The following is a 21,045-nucleotide window of genomic DNA, read 5'->3' on the forward strand; positions in this document are numbered from 1 at the left end:
GCCAGATTCCCGGCATGAAGGCTCCAAGCCTTTCCGGGTGCTCTATTTGGCGACTGTCAAATGGGTGATGATAGGGTCCCTGGCCGCTTATCCGAGGGGAATGAACAAGGCATATCTCTCTTCATGTTCCGTCCAAATCCTTTCCGCCCGGTGGTCTTCCAGTCATGAGTAATCTTCGCACAAGACTCTATTGGATCATGGGGCTTCGAATGGCTCTTGTGACCCTGATGCTCGGCCTGTCCCTCGTATTTCAAGTCGGGAAGGACGGGCGGATTGAAACGTTCTACACCCTGATTATCGTTGCCTGCGTCTTGACGATCCCTTCCGCTATTCTGCTCCGAATGCTCACCTCACAAGCGGCTCTCACGATACTTTTTTGGACTCAAGTGGCGATCGACTTCCTCCTTGAAACTGTGTTGGTGACGAGAACGGGAGGGATCGACAGTCCGTTCGCAGTGCTGTATGTGATGACGGTGGCAGTCGCGAGCCTCGTTCCGCGCCGGCGGGTAGGGCTTCTTACCGCCTGTTTTTGTATTATTTTTTTTGGAGCCTTAACGAATATTCAACTGTATGGTCTTATCGAGGAGTGGGGTTGGATGCCGCCGAGTCGGCTGACTCTGCCTGAAACATTTCAAACATTCGGGGTCTATGCCCTTGCCCTGCTTGTCGTTGGGATTCTGGGTGGGACCTTGGCCGAACAACTTCAGCTGGCAGATCGATCGTTGCGCGAGAAGGAGCAGGGGTTAACGCGTCTCCAAGTCTTTCACGAGAATATCGTTCATAGCATCAGCAGCGGCGTATTTACTGCAGATGCCGGGGGATGCATCACGTCATTCAACCCAGCGGCACAGGAAGCGACTGGGTATACGATTGCTGACGTGGCCGGACGTCCCTGGCGCGAGGTTTTCAACTGGCATCCTAGTGAACCAGCAGACGAACGACTCAATGGTGCGGTGCCCGCGGCGACGAGATTCGAAGTAGAATGTAAGCGTGCTGATGGTAACCGACTGATTCTCGGAATGACCCTTTCTCCATTGCATGAACAGGGGAAGCAGACAGGCTTGGTCGGTGTGTTCAAAGATCTGACACAGATTCGAGATCTTGAAGAGGAGATGCGTCGAAAGGAGTGGCTGGCGAGTTTGGGTGAAATGTCTGCCGGGATGGCCCACGAGATTCGGAATCCGCTTGGCGCATTGGCTGGCGCAATGCAAATGCTCCGGAAAGATGCCATAGAAGATGAAACCAATCGCCGGTTGATGGACATTGCGATTCGGGAGGCAACGCGCCTTGACAACATCATCACCGAGTTTCTCCAGTACGCACGTCCGCCGGCGCTTGATCTCGCGGAGCGTGATCTCAATAAAGTGCTTGCTGAGACGCTCGATCTCGTTCAACATGAAGCGCGGACACGTTCCAAGATCAACATCGTTACGTCTCTGGCGGTCGAACCGCTTACCGCCATGGTTGATCAGGATCAGTTCCGGCAAGTCTTCTGGAATATGGCAACGAATGCATTTGAAGCGATGCCTAATGGTGGTCAGTTGACGATCTCGACGAGTTGCCGCCGCATTGAAATTGGTGAACGTAGGGGAGACGTCATTGAAATCGCGTTTCACGATACAGGGGAAGGGATTCCGCGACAGAATCTCGACAAGATTTTTCTTCCGTTTTTCACGACGAAAAAGGAGGGGTCGGGACTGGGTCTTGCCGCGGTACATCGCATCGTCGATCTGCACGGCGGGTGGATCAAGGTTGAAAGTCAGGAACGGGAAGGCTCTCGGTTTGTCGTATGTATGCCGCGTTCAGGGGAAACCGGGGTGCGGTTGTGGCATGAGGGACGGACACCGTGGAAAAGATCTTAGTTGTTGACGACGAGAGAGGGCTGCGCGAAGTCCTGAGCATCATGCTCAAACGGGCGGGCTATGCCGTGATCGAGGCGTCGGATGGTGAAGAGGCCATCGGCCATATAGACAAGGAGATATTCGATCTCGTCATTACAGACCTTCGTATGCCGAAGGCTGATGGTATGGCGGTCTTGAAGGCGGTGAAGTCTTCTTCTCCTGAGACCGTGGTCCTCGTCATTACGGCATTTGCGACTGCAGACTCGGCGGTTGATGCGATGAAACAGGGTGCGTATGACTACCTGACCAAGCCGTTTCAGGTTGATGAAGTACAGCTGATCATCCGCAACGCCCTGGAGAAGAGGCGTCTCTCGGCGGAAAACATTCTCCTAAAGCGTGAAATGGCGAGCCAGTCGTCGTTTGCCCAACTGGTCGGCCAAAGTGAGAGTATGCAAAAGGTATTCGACGTGGTGCGCCAGGTCGCAGACGCCAAGAGCAATGTGCTGATTTGTGGAGAAAGCGGAACGGGAAAAGAGTTGGTGGCTCGCGCGATTCACTATAACAGTGCCCGAAGCTCGATGCCCTTTGTGGCAGTGAATTGCAGTGCCGTGCCGGAGACGTTACTCGAAAGCGAACTCTTCGGGCATATGAAGGGGTCCTTTACCGGTGCGATGGCCAATAAGGCAGGGTTGTTCGAGGTCGCCAACGGCGGCACGATTTTCCTGGATGAAATTGGCGATACGACCCCGATAATCCAAGTCAAGCTGCTGCGTGTTATTCAGGAACGGGAATTCCGGCGCGTAGGCGGCAATCAGGATATCAAGGTCGATGTGCGCATTGTAGCCGCGACCAATAGGGATCTGGAAAAGGCCGTGGCCGATGGCTCATTTCGTGAAGATCTCTATTACCGCTTGGATGTGATTCCGATTCGGCTCCCGCCGTTGCGCCTTCGAACAGGAGACATTCCGCTTCTTGTAAACCATTTCCTGGAGAAGTTTTCACAGGAGAGCGGCAAGCCGGCTCCCGTATTGACCTCAGGGGCGATGCAGGTGCTGCTGGGGCATGAATGGCGCGGTAATGTGCGCGAACTTGAAAATCTCATTGAGCGCGTGGTTACTTTTTCCTCCGGTGCACCTGTGTCGGACGAGGATATCCGCGGCTGGCTTCACCGTGCCGTCACCCCACAGCAGCAGGGAGTGCCTACCGATTTGCCTGAAGACGGATTAGACTTAGAAGAACTTATCAACGGGATAGAAAAAGACCTGCTCTTAAAAGCGCTCGAACGAGCCATGTGGGTCAAGAAAAAGGCCGCACGGCTTCTGAAACTCAACACGCGATCCTTTCGCTATCGACTAGAGAAGTATGCTATCAAGGGAGGCCGTGATTAGCCCCCAGCCGAGCCCAGCCACGATCATCGTTATTGCCCCTGCCAAAATCAACTTGACCCTGCGCATCCTCGACCGTCGTCCCGACGGGTTCCACAATCTCTGGTCGATCATGCAGACGGTTGCTCTCGACGACGAGATAGAAATCACGTTACGAACCGACCGCCAGGATATTCATCTGAGGTGTGATGTGATGCAACTGGCTGCAGACCAGAGTAACCTCGTCTATCGCGCAGCTACCGCGGTGTTGGCGCGGGCTCAGCGATCGATTGGACTCGATATTGGGTTGCGTAAGCGTATTCCAATGGGAGCAGGCCTCGGTGGCGGGAGCAGTGATGCTGCAGCGACCATCATAGGCTTGAACCTTCTCTTACAGCTGGAGTGGTCTCCGGCGCAGATGGCTGATGTCGGCCATTCGTTGGGTAGCGACGTGCCATTTTTTCTTTTTGCCCCTTCATCGTTTGTGGCAGGTCGAGGAGAAACAGTCCGGCCTGTGGTGATTGAAGGGCGCCGCTGGGTTGTGCTCGTCAATCCAGGTTTTGGGGTCGATACGAAGTGGGCCTATCAGGAATTGGCTGCTACCAGGACCGCTGTGACGCCTCTTTCACCGGCCCACCGAAAACTCGATCGGCAGTCGCGGGTGAGCTGGACCGAATTGGTTGCGGCGGCAGAGAACGATTTCGAGGCACCGGTTTTCGCCGCGCATGAAAAGCTTCGGGAGATCAAGCGGAGTCTACAGGATCACGGAGCCGAGATCGCGCTACTATCCGGAAGTGGAGCAACAGTGTTCGGGGTGTTTGCGGACGAAGGGCGCGCCCGCCTGGCTCAAGCTCATTTTATAAGAGAGAACGTGATGAAGGTGTTTGTCATTCAGACCTGCTCCAGTCCGCTCGCCTGGCGATATGAACAACCGCGATAGACGGAGGCTCGGTTGACAACTCCCCGTACATTCCGTTACAGTTTGCCCCCTCAATTGGCTTCCTCAACAGCGCGCAGTGAATGATAGGTAGGCGTAACGATCACGCCCACCGACGTCCGCCGTCGAGACGACCAAATACGACACGATATTAGACTGTGATGCGGCTGCATCCTAAGGACCCTCTGAGAAATCGATGAGCGGAGAGCTAAAGATATTCTCTGGCAATGCGAATCCGGCCTTGGCCCATGAGATTTGTTCCTACCTCGGGACCAAACTCGGCGAGGCGACGGTCGGGTCCTTCAGCGACGGTGAAATTCGCGTTAAGATTGAAGAAAATGTTCGTGGCGGCGACGTGTTTGTCGTGCAGTCGAGTTGCCAGCCTGTCAACGACTCCCTGATGGAGTTGCTGATCATTATCGACGCGCTCAAGCGGTCCTCCGCGAATCGCATCACAGCGGTCATCCCCTATTTCGGCTATGCTCGCCAGGATCGGAAGGATCAGCCGCGTGTGCCGATTTCTGCGAAACTGGTGGCTGATCTCATCAGCACAGCCGGCACCGATCGGGTGCTGACAATGGACCTCCATGCAGGGCAGATCCAGGGATTCTTCAATGTGCCGGTAGACCACCTCTATGCATTGCCCGTACTATTGGATTACATCACGAAGAAGAAGGTCGTCGACCTCGTGGTTGTCTCGCCAGATGCAGGCGGAGTCGAGCGGGCCCGGGCCTTTGCGAAGCGGCTCGACGCGAGCCTGGCGATTATCGACAAGCGGCGTGAAGGACCGAATCAGACGGCCATTATGAACATCATCGGCGACGTTGCAGGGAAAAGTGCGCTCCTGCTGGATGACATGATCGACACGGCCGGCACCATTGTGAAGGGGGCGCAGGCCTGTATGGATCGCGGGGCTCGGGAAGTCTGGACCGCCTGTACCCACGCGGTGCTCACTGGGCCGGCGTTAGAACGGATTCAGCAATCCTGTCTGAAGCAAGTCATTGTGACTAACTCAATCCCCTTACGGGGTAAAGAGCTGATCTGCCCGAAGTTGCATCAATTATCGATCGCCCCACTGTTGGGTGAAGCGATCAGGCGAATCCATGAAGATGAGTCGGTGAGCTCACTGTTTGCCTAAGGTGGGAGTTGGGCATCTCGTAAAGCGAAAAGGGGGCGGAGGCGTATCATGAAGTTCGAACTAACAGTCTCAGTGAGAGAGAAAACCGGAAAGGGTGCGGCACGCCAGCTTCGGCGGGATGGCAAGGTTCCCGGTGTGTTGTACGGTCAAGGTGAATGTCTGCTCTTGACCATTGAACCGGATAGCCTGGTCAAGATTTTGAAGGCCCAGGCGGGAGGAGCTGCGCTCGTATCGCTCACGCTCACTGGTGCGAAGTCGAAACCGAATCGGACCGCGCTCTTACGCGATTTCCAAGTCGATCCGGTTGAAGGGAATGTGCTCCATGCGGATCTGTTTGAAATCTCGATGGACAAGCCGATTCGCGTGAAGGTCCCCCTGCATTTAACTGGGGGAGTCCCCGCCGGCGTCAAAGAAGGCGGTATCCTTCATCACAATATGCGTGAGTTGCATATCGAGTGTCTCCCTGCTGCGTTGCCGGACTTCATTGAAGTCGATGCCTCGGGGCTCGCCATTGCGCAGGGTCTCCATCTGAAAGACCTGGCTGCGCGCGAAGGGGTGCGCTATCTGGATGATCCAGATCAAATGGTCGTGAGTGTCGCGGCGCCGATGACGGAAGCTAAACTCGAATCGCTCCTTGCAAGTGGTGCAGCCGCGCCGGAGGGTGCGACGGAGCCTGAGGTGGCTGCAAAGGGTAAAGTGGCAGGTGAAGGCGCTGAGGGTGGTGAGCCGGCGAAGGCCGGTGCCGCAGCTGCCGCTCCTGATGCCAAAGGCGGCGAGAAAAAAGGGGCTGCAGCGCCAAAAGCTGAGAAGAAAGAAGCCGAAAAGAAGAAGTAACTTTGTACCTCATCGTTGGGCTGGGCAACCCGGGGGCTGCCTATGCCCAAACCCGCCACAACGTCGGCATGTGGGTCATAGAGCGGGCCGCGGCTCGGTGGTCCATCCGTCTCACCAAGCGTGGCACGGCTCATCGTGGGGGGGGACGGCTCGGATCACAACTCCTCGAACTCGCCGGTGCCCTCGACTGGATGAACCTTACCGGTCCCCCGCTCAAAGGCCTTCTGCGTGAATGTTCGCTGACTGCCGACGATCTGATTCTCGTCCATGACGATCTTGATCTTGATCTGGGACGTCTCCGGATCAAACAAGCCGGTGGGCATGGGGGTCACAATGGGATCAAGTCGGTTATCGACGCGATCGGGACATCCCAGTTTGTACGGGTCAAGATCGGAATCGGTCGACCGGCGCCGCGTCAGGATTCGGCAGACTATGTGTTGCAGCCATTCACGAAGGAAGAGCTTGAGGTGTTGAGCCCTTGTCTCGACCGCGCTGTGGAGGCGTTGGAATGTCTCATTCATCGAGGGGTCGCGGTGGCGATGAATCAGTTTAATGTTCGCGAGAAACCTGGAGAAGATGAGGGGACGCAGCCAGGCTGACTCCTTGCTCGCGCACCGCGCACGATCGGAATGTGCTCGGTGGACGCGCGCAGTCAGAGTCAACCTGGCTGCGTCCCTGTGAATAAGGTTCTCCGCATAGTCGAGGAGTGAGGTGAGGAACAATGGGACTCTGTTGTGGAATGATTGGACTTCCGAACGTGGGGAAGACTACCGTCTTCAACGCGCTCACCGGCAGTGGCGCATTGGCTGCCAACTATCCCTTCGCGACCGTCGATCCCAATACCGGCATCGCGCTGGTGCCGGATCCGCGGCTCGGAGTCCTTACCGAACTCTTCAAGTCGAAGAAGACAACCTACAGTACGCTTGAGGTTCGCGATATTGCCGGCTTGGTGGAAGGGGCGAGCAAGGGTGAGGGGCTCGGCAATCAGTTTCTCGGCCACATCCGAGAAGTCGATGCGCTGCTCCATGTCGTCCGCTGTTTTCAGGGAACGGATGTGGTGCATGTCAGCGGCGGTATCAACCCGCTCAGTGACATCGGTGTGATCGAGACCGAGCTCATGTTGGCCGATCTCGAGACACTCGACCGGCGAAAGCAAAAGACGGAAAAGAAAGTCCGGGCCGGTGATAAAAAGGCCGCGTTCGAAGTGGCCTTCATAGACAAACTGATCGGACTGCTAGATAAGGGCGAATGGCTTGGCAACCTGACCTATAGCCCCGAAGAGCGTGTGGTGCTCGATGAATGTCAACTGTTGGCAGCGAAGCCGGTGCTCTTTGTGGCGAATGTGTCGGAACAGGCAAACGCCGACGAGGCATTGGTCAAGTTGGTTCGTGAGTTCGCCGACAGACGCGGCGCACGAGTCGTCACGATCTGCGGCCAGCTCGAAGCGGAGCTTTCCACTCTTTCTGAGAGTGAAAGGATGGACTTTCTCAAGGAAATGGGGCTTACGGAATCGGGCCTTGTCCGGCTGACCCGTGAAGCCTACACCTTGCTGAACATCATTACTTTCTTTACTGCCGGAGAGATCGAATCGCGGGCCTGGCCGATTCCCAAAGGCATGAAGGCTCCCCAAGCGGCGGGCAAGATTCATTCCGATATGGAGCGTGGCTTCATCCGTGCCGAGGTCTATCACTATGACGATCTTATGGCCTGCGGGTCGGAGGCGAAGGTGAAGGAGAAGGGACTGTTTCGGCTCGAAGGCAAAGACTACGTCATCAAAGAAGCCGACATCGTCTACTTTCGCTTCAACGTCTAGCCTCCGTTCATTTTCTTATTACCTCTTGTATCCGTCACCGTCTAGAGTCAGGGTGTGCCAAGGCCCTTCGCTCCCGTGCCTCCCGAAGCGACCCAGCGGACTCTGCCGGGCGGAAACCTTCGGAAATTCCTTCGCGGACTCAGTCAGTTTCCGCTTTCCTTCCCGGCAGAGCCTCGCTGGGTCCCCGCTTCTCCGGCAACGTCCGCTCTGAGCCTTAGCACACCCTGCGGGGCAACTCACCGTCTCTGTTAACACTGGAAGTTTACAGAAGTAGCTTGTTCTGCCATGGAATAAAGCGGTGTCAGACCCCGTGTTCTCGGACTCTGAGAAAAGATGGGGGTGGGTGGGACAATCCCTTGCTCGCGCACCCCTCACTTCGGAAAGTGATCGGTGGACGCGCGCAGTTGGGATTATCCCAGCCACTCCCGTAAAATGACTGCTGCCTTGCTGTATGGCCTTTTGAGCCTCATGCATTTTTCACTTTCCATCTGGGCGGAGTCTTGCGCCGTTCCCGCTTTTAACGTGCCAATCGTTAGTGATAGTAAAGCTGATAGAATTGACGCCACACTTATGAAATAAATAACTTATGAACCTAAATTTTCGACTCCCAGGTTTGGCTCAGGTGGGTGCCCTTTGCGACAAGTCTCTTACGAGAGAAGAGCCAGACGTGTTCCTTGAGAAGCAATACATCGACCAAACCAATATCTATCTGGTGAGGATATGGCACCAGAACTGCTACCATCAATATTTGGACCAGGGCGAGCAAGTATGAGTTGAAAAAACTCCATGACTAAATACTCAGAAAGTACATTGCATGAGGTGATTGAATTGAAAGAGTCCGTATCAGAGTTTGATGTACTGTGCGCAGCAGCTCTGTGGCTCCAAGGTCTTGGAACCGTAGAGGCCGTAGTAGTATCTCCTGCCAGGGGGCAAGAACTATCCCTCGAAGAACAGAAGCGTCAACTAAAAGAGAAGTTACATCGAGTGGGTTGTGAAAATATTTCTTTCTCAACCAACGGCCCGGACATAATTGCTCGCGATAAGTCATGTATCTGGAAAGTTGAATGCAAAGGGCTTGGGCGTGGAGCCTCTTCCACCCTTGATAATAATTTCGATAGGGCCCTCGCTAGCGTGGTTTCATACTATGATGAACCCGCGGGAGAAGGGCACAGCGGTCTCTCAAATGTGATGAGCCAGCTTGCAAATAACGACAAGCCAACGCGTCTTGCTCTTGCCTTGCCTAACTCCGACCGGTATATGAACCTTCTGAGAAAAAATGTTAGGCCAGCGCTACGCCGCCGTCTCGACCTTTGGCTTTTGATAATTGACCCGCTAACAAGTTCAGTTGAGTGCTATAACCCAACCAGAGAATTTTAAATAGCAATGGTGTCTGACATCGCTTCTTTATCCAATCTATTCTTCCTATAAGAACTGCATTGGTATCTCCTCAGCTGGTGGCCTGTGGGTCTGAGCGGACTTCACCGGAGCGACGGGGACCCCGCCCGGCGTCTGAAGAAGGAAAGCCGGAACTGACCATAGCACCGTGGTCGTGAGGCCACGGTGCGGCGGGAATTCCGGAAGGCTTCCGCTTCAGAGCGCCGTGGATGGGGTGTCGTGGGAGGTGAGAGAGCGAAGAGCCTCAGGCCACCGGCTCCTGTCCCGGAAGCAAGGGAGCGGTTGAGCTTAGCCCGCATTATTCACGAGGGTTCGTGACGAAACCGCTGAGACGTGTTGTGAGACGGGCAAGCGCAGCCGGGAAGGAGGGAAGCATACTTAAACAGTATGTTGACCGACTGAGTGGCGAGCACGCCCGTCGGAACAGCGTATCGGCGGTTGCAGTAGAAGCCTTCGTGAATAATGCGGGCTAGGCAGGCCGTCGTGGCAACTATCGCGCCGATTACTTGCTGGAGAACGAGTAAGCGCCTGGTTGGTTCATTGGGGGAGCCACAGGGTTTTCTTATCGGCATTCACTTCTGCTTTAAACTGACGGATCGCGGATAGTTTGAATGGCCATAAAAAGGGAGAATAAGACACAGCTACAGTGACCACCGCGCTCTCCAGTGGCGCATTGATCGTAAATCCTCGATGGCAAGGTGCGGTCGCTTTTCGGTGCGGAGCCATGATGGGAAGTGTTTCTTCAGAACCATCAGTCTTATTGTCGAATGTCCCCCCTCCTTCAAATTTCCCTTCCTCTCTGCACACAATGGTCACTCCAAACAATGGCACAAGCATATTGTTACTTACGATGAAGGGGTAAGAGAATGGATTGTTGGGTTCTTGTGGGGTGCCGACATCTATGGTCAGGACGGGGGCAAATGCCATCAGACCGGAGAGAGAAGCGCATATCAGTATGGTGACAGATATCCACTTCACTGCTCGCTTAAGAGGTGAAGGAGGTTGGTTCGTGATGATGGGGGGGGTGGGCTCGCCGGCTGGTGTCTTTTTTTTCTTTTTTGACATGGCTGTGTATTGGATTATTACAGGGTGGCCTTCGGTCAGAGCTTACGCTGCGGAAAGTATAGCCCAGGTTCCGTTCATTTTTCTTCAACTAATCGACAGTTTCACAATCGTTATCAACACGGATCACAGACAGGGAATCTCAATATACTGCAGCCGTCACTCCGGCTGGCAGATCTGATCCTCCCCACGATTCTCAAAGATTCAAGAACTATGAAGTTCGGCAAGCTCCGTTCCTCCGGCCTGATCTCCAATAAATTGACAGTTTCTCCACCGCTGTGATAGCGTCCAACCTTCTTTACGCCTCATATAGAGGCGCCTACACCTCGCTCCGGACAATTGATCCGGGGCCTTTGTCCAGGAGGATTGCTGCATGGAGCTCTACGAGTCTCTATTCATTATTCGTGCGTCTGTCTCTGACCAGGAGACCACGGCCTTGATCGAGAAGATGAAGGCGGTGGCAGAGAAGACCGGCGCGCAGTTCATCAAGTCAGAAAATTGGGGTAAGAAGAAACTTGCGTACGAGGTGAAGCGAGAACGGAAGGGGACCTACGTCTACTTCTATTTCAGGGCGCCTAATGTCACGGTCGGTGAATTAGAACGGTCCTATCGTTTGGAGGACTCTATCATCAAGTTCTTGACCGTCCATCTCAAGAAAGAACTGGTGCCGCCACGGCCGCGTGAGGCGATATCAGAGGAGTTTGCCGGTGGCAGGATTTAATAAAGTCATCCTCCTCGGAAACCTTACGAGGAACCCTGAGTTGCGGTACACGCCGAATGGGACACCTGTGGCCAGTTTGGGTCTCGCGGTCAGCAGGCGATATAAGCAGGGGGACGAATTGAAAGAAGAAGTCTGTTTTGTCGATATTGTCGTCTTCGGCAAGCAGGCAGAACATTGTGGACAGTATCTGAGCAAGGGGAGTGGGATCATCGTCGACGGTCGGCTGCAGCAGCGCCGATGGGAAACAGAGGACGGCCAGAAGCGCAGCAAGCACGAAGTGGTGGCTCAAACGGTGACATTTATGCCGAAACGCCAGGACGGCGGTGGTGGCGGAGTTGAGGCGCCGGTGCACGATGATGCCGGATATGAATCCGATGAACATGTCTAACAATTAGGGAGACGGTTTATGGAGCGTGAACAACAGGGTGGAGATCGAGAGGGTGGCGGGCGCTTTTTTCAACGTCGCCGGCCTTGTCGATTTTGTATCGACCAGGGATCGATCGATTTTAAAGATGTCGGGCTGCTGAGAAATTTTCTCACTGAGCGGGGTCGGATCGTCCCGCGGCGTATCTCCGGCAATTGCATGAGGCACCAGCGCGAGCTGACGGCTGCGGTCAAACGGGCTCGGCACATCGCTCTCATCAGTTTTGCGGAAGAACGATAACCGGTCACGTTGGGGATGGGAATGCAGGCAGGTGCCGTGATGGAATTTCTCAGGCCGCTGCTGGCTGACATAACGGTCGATGGGCTTTCGCTGGTCGGCGAGGCGACGGCTGAAGAGCTTGGCCTCACCGAGGATGAGGCCATAGTCCAAGGCCCGCTGGCAGTGAGTCTTGAGCTGACCAACGTTGAAGGGCTGGTCGCTGTGACTGGTGTGCTGGAGGGTACAGTTATCCGTGAATGTGTGCGGTGCTTAAAAGAGTATGAAGATCCGTTGGCCTTCTCTGTGCGGGCCGCCTTCGTTCCGGAACCCAAGTCGACGCCGCGTCATCCGAAGCGAGTCGATTCCCGAAAAACAAATACAAAAAACGTAGAGGCCGAGCAAGAAGAGGAACCGGACGATCAGTATCAATATCAAGGCAATCAGCTGGAACTGGCTCCTATGTTGCGTGAACACATCATCCTGTCTGCTCCGATGCAGCCTCTCTGCAACGACGACTGTTTGGGGCTCTGTCCACGATGTAGGAAAAACCTGAATGAGGGCCCCTGCCAGTGTTCTGAAGAACTGCCGATGCCGACAGTTCGAGTAATCCAGGTCACGAATCGCAAGGCCGGAGGATCGTCAGCCTCCTAGCGTGACCGCCGCTATCGAAAGTGAGAAAGAGTTGCCATGCCAAATCCGAAACATAAACATTCACGGGAACGACGAGATAAGCGGCGCACACAGAAACTGCGTATCACGCCGCCGGGCATGTCCGTCTGTCCGCAGTGCCACGAGCTTAAGCTGCCGCACTACACCTGCTTGAATTGTGGAACGTATAAGGGCAAAGCGGTGATCCAGGTCGAAGAGTCCTAGCTCGGAGGCCCCTGGCCCGAGGGAGCACAACGGGATTGTGTGTCTTTGCCTGTTGCGTCGAGCACCTTACTGCTCTACACTCCTGCCGCATGTCGCGTGGTGACGCGTTACTCGTCTTGTGTCATCACCGACACGTCATCTGTTACGAAACACTCAGTCGCTTATGAAGATTGCGCTTGATGCCATGGGCTCTGACCATGGACCGGCCCCGGTCATAGAAGGGGCTCTCCAGGCTGCCCAGGAATGTGATGTCGAGGTGCTGTTGGTCGGTGATGAGACGACTCTCAACGCCGAATGTCGTCGTCTTGGTTGCACAGACTCTCGTGTATCTATTCGGCATGCTTCTCAGGTCGTCGAAATGCACGAGTCCCCGGCTGCCGTAGCCCGGAAGAAGCGGGATTCCTCCATCTGGATTGCTACGGAATTGGTCAAGAGCGGCGAGGCAAGCGCCGTGGTCAGTCCCGGCAACACCGGCGCCAGTATGGTGGCGTCATTCTTTCTGCTTGGGCTCACGAAGGGTGTCGAGCGCCCGGCGATCGCGACAAGCTTGCCCACTCTGACCGGTACGGCGATCATGTTGGATGTGGGGGCGAATGTGGACTGTACGGCTCAGCACCTCACTCAGTTCGCTATCATGGGGAATGAGTACGGCAAATACCTCTTTGGAAAACCCAACCCCCGTGTCGGGCTGTTGAGTATCGGGGAGGAGGACAGCAAAGGGAATGAAGTCACGAAGGAGGCGTTCAAGCTTCTCAAAGCGAGTACGCTCAACTTCATCGGCAATGTCGAAGGCCGTGATGTCTATAGTGGAAGCACCGATGTCGTGGTGTGCGATGGTTTTATCGGGAACGTCGCGCTGAAGATTTCCGAGGGGGTGGCCGATACGATCAAGAAGTTATTGATCAAGGAGATCTCCGGATCCTTCCTCGGTCGCTTGGCGTATCCTCTTATTGCCACGCCACTCCTAAACTTGAAGAAGAAAATCGACTATGCCGAGTTCGGGGGCGCCCCGCTTTTAGGTGTCAATGGTATCACGATGATCTGCCATGGTCGTTCATCCGCCAAGGCGATCAAGAATGCCATCCGCCGGGCGAAGGGACTGGCTGAGCATCGCGTCGATGAGTTGATTCGACGTGATATTGATGAGAGCCTCTCACAGACCAAGCCCACCGAGGATGCATCGGCATGAGAGCCCGCATTGTAGGGACTGGATCGTACGTACCGACCAGGGTGTTGACCAATGCCGATCTTGAGCGGATGGTGGCCACATCGGACGAATGGATCGTCGAACGGACAGGCATCCGCGAGCGACATGTGGCCGGTCCCGGTGAAGCCTGTTCTGATCTGGGGGTAAAGGCGGCGGAGCGGGCCCTGACGGCTGCAGGGGTGAGTGCAGCCGATCTTGATCTGATTCTGCTGGCCACCTGCACCGGTGATCATCCGCTTCCTGCCACCGCCTGCCTGATTCAACATCAGCTGGGAGCCACGCGCGCGGCGGCCTGTGACCTGTCGGCTGCCTGTTGCGGGTTCGTCTATGCATTATCGATGGCGGATGCCTATGTGAAAACCGGCATGCGCCATGTCTTGATTATCGGGTCGGAAGTGATGTCGGCAATTACCGACTGGACCGATCGCAATACCTGTATCTTGTTCGGCGATGGGGCTGGAGCAGCGGTCGTCAGTGCGAGTGAGAACGACCGAGGTATTCTTTCAACACATCTTCGTTCTGATGGCGCGCTCTGCGAATTGATTGCGGTGCCGGGGGGGGGATCGCGTTTGCCGCCTTCTGACAAGGTTGTGGCGGAACGGATGCAGTATATCAAGATGAGGGGGAACGAGACCTTTAAGGTGGCGGTTCGGACCTTGGAAGAAGTCGCGCGGGAGACCCTGGCTGCGAATCATCTCCGTGTGGAGGACCTCGACCTCTATGTGCCGCACCAGGCGAATGTGCGTATTCTCAAAGCAGTCGCTGAGCGTCTCGGACTCCCGCCGGAAAAAGTGATGTTGAATCTTGATCGGTATGGCAACACGTCAGCAGCATCGATTCCCATTGCCTTGGATGAAGCCCTGCAGCAGGGGCTGATCAAAGAAGGAAGCCTGGTGATGTTAGGGGCCTTCGGCGCCGGACTGACCTGGGCATCTGCGCTCATCAGGTGGTAGGGGACGAAGCTTTCAGCGATCAGCTGTCAGCTCCGGATCGGAAATTCTCGCTGATGGCTGAGGGCTGACCGCTGACGGCCTTCCAGAACTTTTTCCCGTTGACATTCAACGGGGATTCGACGATATCTAACGTCATGGGAGCGGCGCGATGCGCTGCTCCAGTGTGATCCTGTAAATGATCAAGAGTAACCAGTAGCCTCGTGCAATCACCCCAGTAGTATGGCGACTCTCCAATCCACAAGGTCATCCGGTATTGGACTGGTCTTTCCGGGACAGGGGTCTCAATCAGTCGGGATGGGAAAAGCGCTGCTTGCAGTTGACCCGGGCATTAAGAGTCTCTATGAAGAGGCCTCCTCGGTGCTGGGATATGACATCGCCGCATTGTGTTTTGAGGGGCCCGCAGAACGGTTGAACCTCACGGAATATACACAGCCTGCCTTGCTGGTGAGCAGTATGGCCGCGCTCTATGCCTTCAAGCCATTGGGTATTTCGCCGGTTGCAGTGGCCGGTCACAGCCTTGGCGAATATTCGGCGCTGGTTGCAGCGGAGGGCATGACCTATCGGGAGGCGGTGGGGATCGTGCAGAAGCGAGGCCGCTATATGGCCGAAGCGGTTCCGCCAGGAACAGGGCTTGTCGCTGCGCTTCTCGGTCTCGGCGCTGACGTGGTGAAAGAGGTCTGCCGGGAGGCCTCATCTGCTGGAGTCGTGGCTGCAGCAAACTTCAATTCTCCTGGCCAGATTGTCATTGCCGGAGAAAAGGCTGCGGTGGAACGGGCCATTGAACTGGCAAAGGGCAAAGGATGTAAGAAGGCGATCCCACTCCCCGTCAGTGTGCCGGTCCATACGCCGCTTATGCAGCAGGCCGCTGATCGACTTGCCGAAGATTTGGCAGCGATCAACTGGTCCGATCTCAAGATGCCTTTGGTCAACAATGCGGAAGCGAGAGCGATCAACAAGGCCTGTGATATCCAGGCATCATTGGTACGACAGCTTCCTTCTTCAGTCCTCTGGGAAGATAGCGTGAAGGTCATGGCTGCAATGGGTGTGAAGACGTTCATCGAGGTCGGGCCGGGAACGGTGTTGTGCGGCTTGATCAAACGGATTCTGCCGGACGCCGTGACTCTGAATGTCAACGATCCGAAGTCGCTTGAGGCGACCCTAAGGACGTTAAACGTGAATCGTGAAACGGTAATGTCAGAGCGTTTAACGAATAACGTTTAGCGATGAACGGAGTTGTGATGTCACTTCAAGGCAAGGTTGCGATTGTGACAGGGGCGGCTCAAGGAATTGGGCGTGCAATAGCGGAAGTGCTGGCCCAAGCCGGGGCCGATATTGCGGTGGCTGATCTCGATCCGAGCCGGTCGATGGACACGATTGCGGCGGTCGAGCAGCTTGGGCGCAAGGCATTAAACGTCAAAGTCAATGTGGCAGACGCCGCTGACACCAAGGCCATGGTCGATCACGTGCTCAAGGAATGGGGGAAGGTCGATATCCTGGTGAACAATGCCGGGATTACGCGAGACGGGCTATTATTGCGGATGAAGGAGGAAGACTGGAACCTGGTGTTGCAAGTCAATTTGAACGGGACGTTCAATTGCATCAAGGCGGTCTTGCTCTCGATGACCAAGCAGCGGTATGGTCGTATCGTCAACATTGCGTCGATCGTCGGGGTGATGGGAAATGTGGGCCAGGCGAATTACGCAGCATCGAAAGCGGCGGTGATTGGATTGACCAAGACGGTTGCACGTGAATATGCCAGCCGCTCAATCACGGTGAATGCGGTCGCGCCCGGTTTCATCGATACGGCCATGACACAGGGATTATCGACAGAAGTGAAAGACACGCTTCAGAAGCAAATTCCCTTAGGGCGGCTGGGTACTCCGGCTGATATTGCGGCGGCGGTGCGCTTTCTCGTGTCGGACGAAGCCGCCTATATCACAGGGCATGTCTTACATGTGAACGGTGGGATGTTGATGGTGTAACGGCTCTATCAGAATATTGTATAATGCTGCGGGCTATAGGCCTGCAGTGACAAGGAGGATACAGGATGGGAAAGGAGGCAGGAAAAGCAATGGGTACTGTGGATGAACGGGTGAAAAAAATTATCGGTGAGCAGTTAGGAGTTGAAGAAGATGAGGTGACGCCGGAAGCCAGTTTTGTGGAAGACCTTGGCGCCGATTCGCTCGATACGGTTGAGTTGGTGATGGCCCTTGAAGAAGAATTCGGCATTGAAATCCCCGACGAAGATGCGGAGAAGATTCTGACGGTCGGGAAAGCACTGGACTATATAAAGGAAAAAGCGTAGCAGCCTCAGAACGTGATGAGTCCTCGCTCGACCAGGCGGATTGTGGTAACCGGTCTGGGGCTGATTACGCCTCTGGGAACCGGTGTCGACAAGACATGGAAGGCCATCTGTGCCGGCGAGTCCGGCATCAGTCGAATCACAAAATTCGATCCTGCAGCGTACGATGCCCAAATCGCCGGCGAAGTGAAAGACTTCGATCCAGCCCAGTTCATCGAGAAAAAAGAAATCAAAAAGATGGATACGTTCATCCATTATGCCGTGGGCGCAGCCCAGCTGGCAGTGGATGATGCGGGGTTTACCGTAGCGCCGGAAGAGGCCACGAAAGTCGGTGTCTATATTGGCTCTGGTATCGGAGGGCTAGGATCGATCGAGCACTATCATAAGATTCTGCAGGAAAAAGGCCCTGGGCGTGTCTCCCCATTTTTCATTCCCATGACCATCATCAATCTGGCCTCCGGTCAGGTGGCGATCAGGCTGGGTGCCAAGGGACCGAACTCCTGTGCTGTGACTGCCTGTGCGACGGGCAATCATTGCATCGGGGACGCGTACCGACTGATTCAGGCTGGTGATGCTGATGTCATGATTGCCGGCGGGGCGGAGGCCGCCATCACGACGTTGGGTGTCGCAGGGTTTGCGGCGTCGAAAGCCCTGTCATTCCGCAACGACGATCCGACGAAAGCGAGCCGGCCATTCGACAAGGATCGTGACGGGTTCGTGCTTGGCGAGGGCGCCGGAGTTGTGGTCTTGGAAGAATTGGAGCACGCGCGTCGGCGAGGCGTTCGTATCTACGCCGAGTTGATCGGCTACGGCATGAACAGCGACGCCTACCATATTACTGCCCCGTCTGAAGAGGGCGAAGGCGCAGTCCGGTGCATGGAGTTGGCGCTCAAAGATGCCGGTATCCGCAAGGACCAGGTCGGGTACATCAACGCGCATGGCACGTCGACGATGGCTGATGCCATTGAAACCAAAGCCATCAAGCAGGTGTTCAGTGAGCAGGCCTACCACATACCTGTCAGTTCGACTAAGTCGATGACCGGCCACCTACTCGGGGCAGCTGGCGGGATTGAAGCGGTGTTTACGGTTCTGGCGCTTCACCACGGGATACTCCCACCGACGATCAACCTCGATCATCCGGACCCTGCCTGCGACCTGGACTATATTCCGCATAGGGCCAGGCCTGCTACGGTAACGGTGGCGCTGTCGAATTCTTTTGGATTCGGTGGGGTCAATGCCTGCCTGCTCTTCAGGAAGCCTGATGTCTAACCAGCATCATTCATGAGCGCTTCAGCGGCAATTGCCGGTCTGCTGCTACGACGCGCTTTCCGCCAGCGGGCTTGCTGCTCGAATTCTCTCTGTACTGTTGGGGGCTGGGGCCATGGTTGGGGGTCTCTGTCCCCGGTGTGTGGTATGCGGATCCATCGACTATGACTTCGGCTTCTTCTGCCGATGTGCTCCAATCCTCGTTGGGTTATCGATTCAAGGCTCTGTCCTTGCTCGAGGAGGCCTTGACCCATTCCTCCCTGGTCAATGAACAGAAAACAGCGTCGCCTCAACATAACGAGCGGCTTGAATTTCTCGGCGATGCCGTGTTGTCGCTTGTGATCAGTGAGTATCTCGCTTCCGTGTTGCCGCAGTCTTCAGAGGGGGTGCTCTCCAAGGTGAAAGCACGTTTGGTCAGCGAGGCGTCGTTGGCGCAGGTGGCCCGTAGGCTCGGACTCGGGGAGCATCTCAAGCTCGGGCGCGGGGAGGACCGTTCGAAAGGGCGTGAAAAAGATTCGTTGTTGGCCGATGCACTGGAGGCGGTACTTGCGGCGGTTCATCTTGATGGAGGGTTCGAAGCAAGCCGCAGGGTGACGCACCAAATTTTCGCAGAGGAACTCACGCATGTTGCCGCGCAACAGGAGCAGCCGGGAGCAGGCGACTATAAAACTCAGTTTCAAGAATGGTGTCAAAAGCGGTACGACACATTGCCGCGCTATGTGACCGTTCGAGAAACAGGACCAGACCACCAAAAGTTATTCGAGGTGGAACTGTCCATTCAGAGCCAGGTCGTCGGCAGAGGGTCTGGACGCAGCAAGAAGGAGGCGGAGCAACAGGCGGCGAAGCAGGCTCTCCAACAGGTAGAGGCTTGATCAAGCTCGCCCGAACGTTGGCGATTGCAGCAGAAACACTCATGAGTGATGTGGGCGAGTCGGCACGGTAGGGTCACCTCACAAGGGGATCAGTTACTAATCCAGGGAGGCGTATCATGCAGAGACGAATGATTGTGAAAATGTCCGCGGTGGCGCTCACGCTTGCTGGGGGTCTGTTGCTGGGGATGGGTACCCTCTTTGCGGCTGACAAGTCTGCGGCAGGAACAGTAGAAGGAATAAAAGGTCCCAAGGCGACGCTCAAAACGAAGTTTGGCGATATGGACATCGTCTTCTTTCCCGAGAAGGCCCCCAAACATGTTGAAAATTTCATCGCGTTGGCAAAATCCGGTTTCTATAACGGCACGATCTTTCATCGAGTAATTCCAGGATTCATGATCCAGGGAGGCGATCCCAATACCAAAGATCTGAACAAGCCGGAGACCTATGGTCAGGGGGGGCCGAGCCAGAAGCTCAAAGCCGAGTTCAATGACATCCCTCACCGGCGAGGGATTCTCTCCATGGCACGCACGAATGATCCCAACAGTGCCGGTTCGCAGTTCTTCGTTGTCGTCAAGGATTCGAATTTTCTCGATGGGCAATATACGGTCTTTGGTGAAGTGGTGAAGGGGATGGAGGTGGCGGACAAGATTGTCAACTTGCCGAGGAACAGCCGTGATCTTCCCACAGAGCGCGTGGAGATGACGGTCGTGGTGGGCGAGTAAACGATGCGAGGTTGGCGGACGATGACGCATGATTCTGTTGTCATAAAAAGTCTCGTGTTGGCCGGCATGCTATTGGGGATTGGTCTTCTTACGGGCTGTGGAGGAAAGGCCGAGGTGGCACCGGTTCCGTCTCCGCCTCCGCCCAGCGTCGGTCCAAGAGCCATCATCAAGACAAAGTTCGGAGACATGCATCTCAAGTTCTATCCGGATGTGGCTCCAAATCATGTTGGAAACTTCATCAAGCTGGCCAAATCAGGCTTTTACGATGGGACGATCTTTCACCGGGTGATTCCAGGCTTTATGATCCAGGGAGGTGATCCCAATACCAAGAACTCGCTGCGCAAGGACACCTATGGGCAGGGTGGGCCGAAGGATGAGAAGGGTAATCCGATCTTGCTCAAAGCAGAGTTCAGCGACATCCCGCACAAGCGAGGCATTGTGTCGATGGCGCGAGCGAACGAGCGGGACACAGCTGGGTCGCAGTTTTTCATTGTCGTCGAGCCGTCTCACTTCCTCGATGGAAAATACACGGTGTTTGGCGAGGTAGTAAGAGGGCTTGGCGTCGCCGATAAGATCGTGGCTCTCGCAAGAAATGCTCAGGACCTACCGAACGAGCGGATTGAGATAACGGTGACGATTGTTGAGTAGCGGTGTGGTTTCACGGACCCAGAGCATCCGCAATAACAATGTGCTCGCTCGATGTGCGCAGTTGGAGTTCATGAGGCTGCGCTGCTCGTGGAGTGTAGAAAGTAGAAAAGCGGATGCTATTTTTTGATGGTATCGATGAATGTACGGAGACGGGCTCGTTCCGACGGGAAGAACAGAATGAAGCTCAGACCGAAAGCGCGGCCTGAGACCCAACGTACAGAGGCTCGTTCAACCTTGATGGGAGGCGACTGGTCGGGTAGGTAAATTGTGAGCTGAACGTCGAGCCCTTCCGCCATGTTGACGTCAGATTCGGCTCGACAGCCGGAGGTTGAGATGTTCGTCACTGTCGCATCGCCTTCAATCTCTCCGGAAGCAAATCCCAGGATGCAGCGTAACTCCACTCGGCGCGCTTTTCTGATCTTTTGTTCTCTCCCAGCGCTCATGGTCAGTGTCC

At 55.3% G+C, this 21,045-nt stretch carries 24 protein-coding genes; 22 read left to right on the forward strand and 2 right to left on the reverse strand.

Annotated features, from left to right (window positions below):
• The first annotated feature begins 164 nt into the window (after nucleotides 1-164).
• The 8 genes from HZB34_07180 (at nucleotide 165) to HZB34_07215 (ending at nucleotide 9,304) form a co-directional block, all read left to right on the forward strand.
• The gene (locus HZB34_07180) at nucleotides 165-1,862 is read left to right on the forward strand and encodes a PAS domain S-box protein (protein ID MBI5315737.1); all 1,698 of its coding nucleotides are present in this window, start codon (nucleotides 165-167) and stop codon (nucleotides 1,860-1,862) included.
• Nucleotides 1,847-3,229, forward strand: coding sequence for a sigma-54-dependent Fis family transcriptional regulator (locus HZB34_07185; GenBank protein ID MBI5315738.1), 1,383 nt, complete (start codon nucleotides 1,847-1,849; stop codon nucleotides 3,227-3,229). Before HZB34_07180 ends, HZB34_07185 begins: the two co-directional genes overlap by 16 nt.
• A complete protein-coding gene (ispE, locus tag HZB34_07190; GenBank protein ID MBI5315739.1) occupies nucleotides 3,222-4,145 on the forward strand; it encodes a 4-(cytidine 5'-diphospho)-2-C-methyl-D-erythritol kinase in 924 nt (307 codons plus the stop codon). Before HZB34_07185 ends, ispE begins: the two co-directional genes overlap by 8 nt.
• 193 nt (nucleotides 4,146-4,338) lie before the next feature.
• On the forward strand, nucleotides 4,339-5,280 hold the full coding sequence (locus HZB34_07195) for a ribose-phosphate pyrophosphokinase (protein ID MBI5315740.1): 942 nt from the start codon (nucleotides 4,339-4,341) through the stop codon (nucleotides 5,278-5,280).
• A gap of 48 nt (nucleotides 5,281-5,328) precedes the next feature.
• Complete coding sequence (locus HZB34_07200) at nucleotides 5,329-6,114, forward strand: 50S ribosomal protein L25 (GenBank protein MBI5315741.1); 786 nt, start codon at nucleotides 5,329-5,331, stop codon at nucleotides 6,112-6,114.
• Between the two features lie 2 nt (nucleotides 6,115-6,116).
• The gene (locus tag HZB34_07205) at nucleotides 6,117-6,713 is read left to right on the forward strand and encodes an aminoacyl-tRNA hydrolase (GenBank protein ID MBI5315742.1); all 597 of its coding nucleotides are present in this window, start codon (nucleotides 6,117-6,119) and stop codon (nucleotides 6,711-6,713) included.
• A gap of 122 nt (nucleotides 6,714-6,835) precedes the next feature.
• Nucleotides 6,836-7,927, forward strand: a complete 1,092-nt coding sequence (ychF, locus tag HZB34_07210; protein ID MBI5315743.1) for a redox-regulated ATPase YchF — start codon at nucleotides 6,836-6,838, stop codon at nucleotides 7,925-7,927.
• An 828-nt stretch (nucleotides 7,928-8,755) separates the two neighbouring features.
• Nucleotides 8,756-9,304, forward strand: coding sequence for a hypothetical protein (locus tag HZB34_07215; protein ID MBI5315744.1), 549 nt, complete (start codon nucleotides 8,756-8,758; stop codon nucleotides 9,302-9,304).
• 555 nt (nucleotides 9,305-9,859) lie between these two features.
• Here the strand turns inward: HZB34_07215 and HZB34_07220 are convergent.
• A complete protein-coding gene (locus HZB34_07220; GenBank protein ID MBI5315745.1) occupies nucleotides 9,860-10,387 on the reverse strand; it encodes a hypothetical protein in 528 nt (175 codons plus the stop codon).
• Between the two features lie 370 nt (nucleotides 10,388-10,757).
• Here HZB34_07220 and rpsF point away from each other — a divergent pair, with 370 nt between their 5' ends.
• From rpsF to HZB34_07290, 14 genes are all read left to right on the forward strand, one after another.
• Entirely contained in the window at nucleotides 10,758-11,105 is a 348-nt protein-coding gene (gene rpsF / locus HZB34_07225; protein MBI5315746.1) for a 30S ribosomal protein S6, read from the forward strand.
• Nucleotides 11,092-11,493, forward strand: a complete 402-nt coding sequence (locus tag HZB34_07230; GenBank protein ID MBI5315747.1) for a single-stranded DNA-binding protein — start codon at nucleotides 11,092-11,094, stop codon at nucleotides 11,491-11,493. The genes rpsF and HZB34_07230 overlap by 14 nt, the downstream gene beginning before the upstream one ends.
• Nucleotides 11,494-11,511: 18 nt before the next feature.
• Nucleotides 11,512-11,769 carry a 30S ribosomal protein S18 gene (locus HZB34_07235; protein ID MBI5315748.1) on the forward strand — a complete coding sequence of 86 codons (258 nt, stop codon included), beginning with the start codon at nucleotides 11,512-11,514 and terminating at the stop codon, nucleotides 11,767-11,769.
• Nucleotides 11,770-11,790: 21 nt separating this feature from the next.
• Nucleotides 11,791-12,399, forward strand: a complete 609-nt coding sequence (locus HZB34_07240) for a DUF177 domain-containing protein (GenBank protein ID MBI5315749.1) — start codon at nucleotides 11,791-11,793, stop codon at nucleotides 12,397-12,399.
• Nucleotides 12,400-12,435: 36 nt separating this feature from the next.
• A complete protein-coding gene (gene rpmF / locus HZB34_07245) occupies nucleotides 12,436-12,621 on the forward strand; it encodes a 50S ribosomal protein L32 (GenBank protein MBI5315750.1) in 186 nt (61 codons plus the stop codon).
• Nucleotides 12,622-12,784: 163 nt separating this feature from the next.
• The gene (gene plsX, locus HZB34_07250; GenBank protein MBI5315751.1) at nucleotides 12,785-13,810 is read left to right on the forward strand and encodes a phosphate acyltransferase PlsX; all 1,026 of its coding nucleotides are present in this window, start codon (nucleotides 12,785-12,787) and stop codon (nucleotides 13,808-13,810) included.
• Complete coding sequence (locus tag HZB34_07255) at nucleotides 13,807-14,781, forward strand: ketoacyl-ACP synthase III (GenBank protein MBI5315752.1); 975 nt, start codon at nucleotides 13,807-13,809, stop codon at nucleotides 14,779-14,781. The genes plsX and HZB34_07255 overlap by 4 nt, the downstream gene beginning before the upstream one ends.
• A gap of 219 nt (nucleotides 14,782-15,000) precedes the next feature.
• Entirely contained in the window at nucleotides 15,001-16,002 is a 1,002-nt protein-coding gene (gene fabD, locus HZB34_07260) for an ACP S-malonyltransferase (protein MBI5315753.1), read from the forward strand.
• 17 nt (nucleotides 16,003-16,019) lie between these two features.
• A complete protein-coding gene (fabG, locus tag HZB34_07265) occupies nucleotides 16,020-16,763 on the forward strand; it encodes a 3-oxoacyl-[acyl-carrier-protein] reductase (GenBank protein ID MBI5315754.1) in 744 nt (247 codons plus the stop codon).
• A gap of 89 nt (nucleotides 16,764-16,852) precedes the next feature.
• Nucleotides 16,853-17,086 carry an acyl carrier protein gene (gene acpP / locus HZB34_07270; protein MBI5315755.1) on the forward strand — a complete coding sequence of 78 codons (234 nt, stop codon included), beginning with the start codon at nucleotides 16,853-16,855 and terminating at the stop codon, nucleotides 17,084-17,086.
• A gap of 15 nt (nucleotides 17,087-17,101) precedes the next feature.
• Nucleotides 17,102-18,352 (forward strand): beta-ketoacyl-ACP synthase II, encoded by a 1,251-nt coding sequence (gene fabF / locus HZB34_07275; GenBank protein ID MBI5315756.1) that lies wholly within the window; start codon nucleotides 17,102-17,104, stop codon nucleotides 18,350-18,352.
• A gap of 161 nt (nucleotides 18,353-18,513) precedes the next feature.
• A complete protein-coding gene (rnc, locus tag HZB34_07280; GenBank protein MBI5315757.1) occupies nucleotides 18,514-19,221 on the forward strand; it encodes a ribonuclease III in 708 nt (235 codons plus the stop codon).
• A gap of 128 nt (nucleotides 19,222-19,349) precedes the next feature.
• On the forward strand, nucleotides 19,350-19,943 hold the full coding sequence (locus tag HZB34_07285) for a peptidylprolyl isomerase (GenBank protein ID MBI5315758.1): 594 nt from the start codon (nucleotides 19,350-19,352) through the stop codon (nucleotides 19,941-19,943).
• A gap of 66 nt (nucleotides 19,944-20,009) precedes the next feature.
• Complete coding sequence (locus HZB34_07290; protein ID MBI5315759.1) at nucleotides 20,010-20,591, forward strand: peptidylprolyl isomerase; 582 nt, start codon at nucleotides 20,010-20,012, stop codon at nucleotides 20,589-20,591.
• 116 nt (nucleotides 20,592-20,707) lie between these two features.
• Here the strand turns inward: HZB34_07290 and HZB34_07295 are convergent, their stop codons facing one another.
• Complete coding sequence (locus HZB34_07295) at nucleotides 20,708-21,034, reverse strand: PilZ domain-containing protein (GenBank protein MBI5315760.1); 327 nt, start codon at nucleotides 21,032-21,034, stop codon at nucleotides 20,708-20,710.
• Nucleotides 21,035-21,045: the final 11 nt, after the last annotated feature.

Source organism: Nitrospirota bacterium (assembly GCA_016219645.1).
Classification (GTDB): domain Bacteria; phylum Nitrospirota; class Nitrospiria; order Nitrospirales; family Nitrospiraceae; genus Palsa-1315.

What these genes read in the sequence shown, in the direction of transcription:
- HZB34_07200 (MBI5315741.1), top strand. Translation starts at nt 5,329, where the DNA reads ATGAAGTTCGAACTAACAGTCTCAGTGAGAGAGAAAACCGGAAAGGGT.
- HZB34_07235 (MBI5315748.1), top strand. Translation starts at nt 11,512, where the DNA reads ATGGAGCGTGAACAACAGGGTGGAGATCGAGAGGGTGGCGGGCGCTTT.
- rpmF (MBI5315750.1), top strand. Translation starts at nt 12,436, where the DNA reads ATGCCAAATCCGAAACATAAACATTCACGGGAACGACGAGATAAGCGG.
- HZB34_07290 (MBI5315759.1), top strand. Translation starts at nt 20,010, where the DNA reads ATGCTATTGGGGATTGGTCTTCTTACGGGCTGTGGAGGAAAGGCCGAG.
- rnc (MBI5315757.1), top strand. Translation starts at nt 18,514, where the DNA reads ATGACTTCGGCTTCTTCTGCCGATGTGCTCCAATCCTCGTTGGGTTAT.
- fabF (MBI5315756.1), top strand. Translation starts at nt 17,102, where the DNA reads ATGAGTCCTCGCTCGACCAGGCGGATTGTGGTAACCGGTCTGGGGCTG.
- acpP (MBI5315755.1), top strand. Translation starts at nt 16,853, where the DNA reads ATGGGTACTGTGGATGAACGGGTGAAAAAAATTATCGGTGAGCAGTTA.
- fabD (MBI5315753.1), top strand. Translation starts at nt 15,001, where the DNA reads ATGGCGACTCTCCAATCCACAAGGTCATCCGGTATTGGACTGGTCTTT.
- HZB34_07220 (MBI5315745.1), bottom strand. Translation starts at nt 10,387, where the DNA reads ATGTCAAAAAAGAAAAAAAAGACACCAGCCGGCGAGCCCACCCCCCCC.
- fabG (MBI5315754.1), top strand. Translation starts at nt 16,020, where the DNA reads ATGTCACTTCAAGGCAAGGTTGCGATTGTGACAGGGGCGGCTCAAGGA.
- HZB34_07195 (MBI5315740.1), top strand. Translation starts at nt 4,339, where the DNA reads ATGAGCGGAGAGCTAAAGATATTCTCTGGCAATGCGAATCCGGCCTTG.
- rpsF (MBI5315746.1), top strand. Translation starts at nt 10,758, where the DNA reads ATGGAGCTCTACGAGTCTCTATTCATTATTCGTGCGTCTGTCTCTGAC.
- HZB34_07285 (MBI5315758.1), top strand. Translation starts at nt 19,350, where the DNA reads ATGATTGTGAAAATGTCCGCGGTGGCGCTCACGCTTGCTGGGGGTCTG.
- HZB34_07255 (MBI5315752.1), top strand. Translation starts at nt 13,807, where the DNA reads ATGAGAGCCCGCATTGTAGGGACTGGATCGTACGTACCGACCAGGGTG.
- HZB34_07240 (MBI5315749.1), top strand. Translation starts at nt 11,791, where the DNA reads ATGCAGGCAGGTGCCGTGATGGAATTTCTCAGGCCGCTGCTGGCTGAC.
- ychF (MBI5315743.1), top strand. Translation starts at nt 6,836, where the DNA reads ATGGGACTCTGTTGTGGAATGATTGGACTTCCGAACGTGGGGAAGACT.
- plsX (MBI5315751.1), top strand. Translation starts at nt 12,785, where the DNA reads ATGAAGATTGCGCTTGATGCCATGGGCTCTGACCATGGACCGGCCCCG.
- HZB34_07180 (MBI5315737.1), top strand. Translation starts at nt 165, where the DNA reads ATGAGTAATCTTCGCACAAGACTCTATTGGATCATGGGGCTTCGAATG.
- HZB34_07295 (MBI5315760.1), bottom strand. Translation starts at nt 21,034, where the DNA reads ATGAGCGCTGGGAGAGAACAAAAGATCAGAAAAGCGCGCCGAGTGGAG.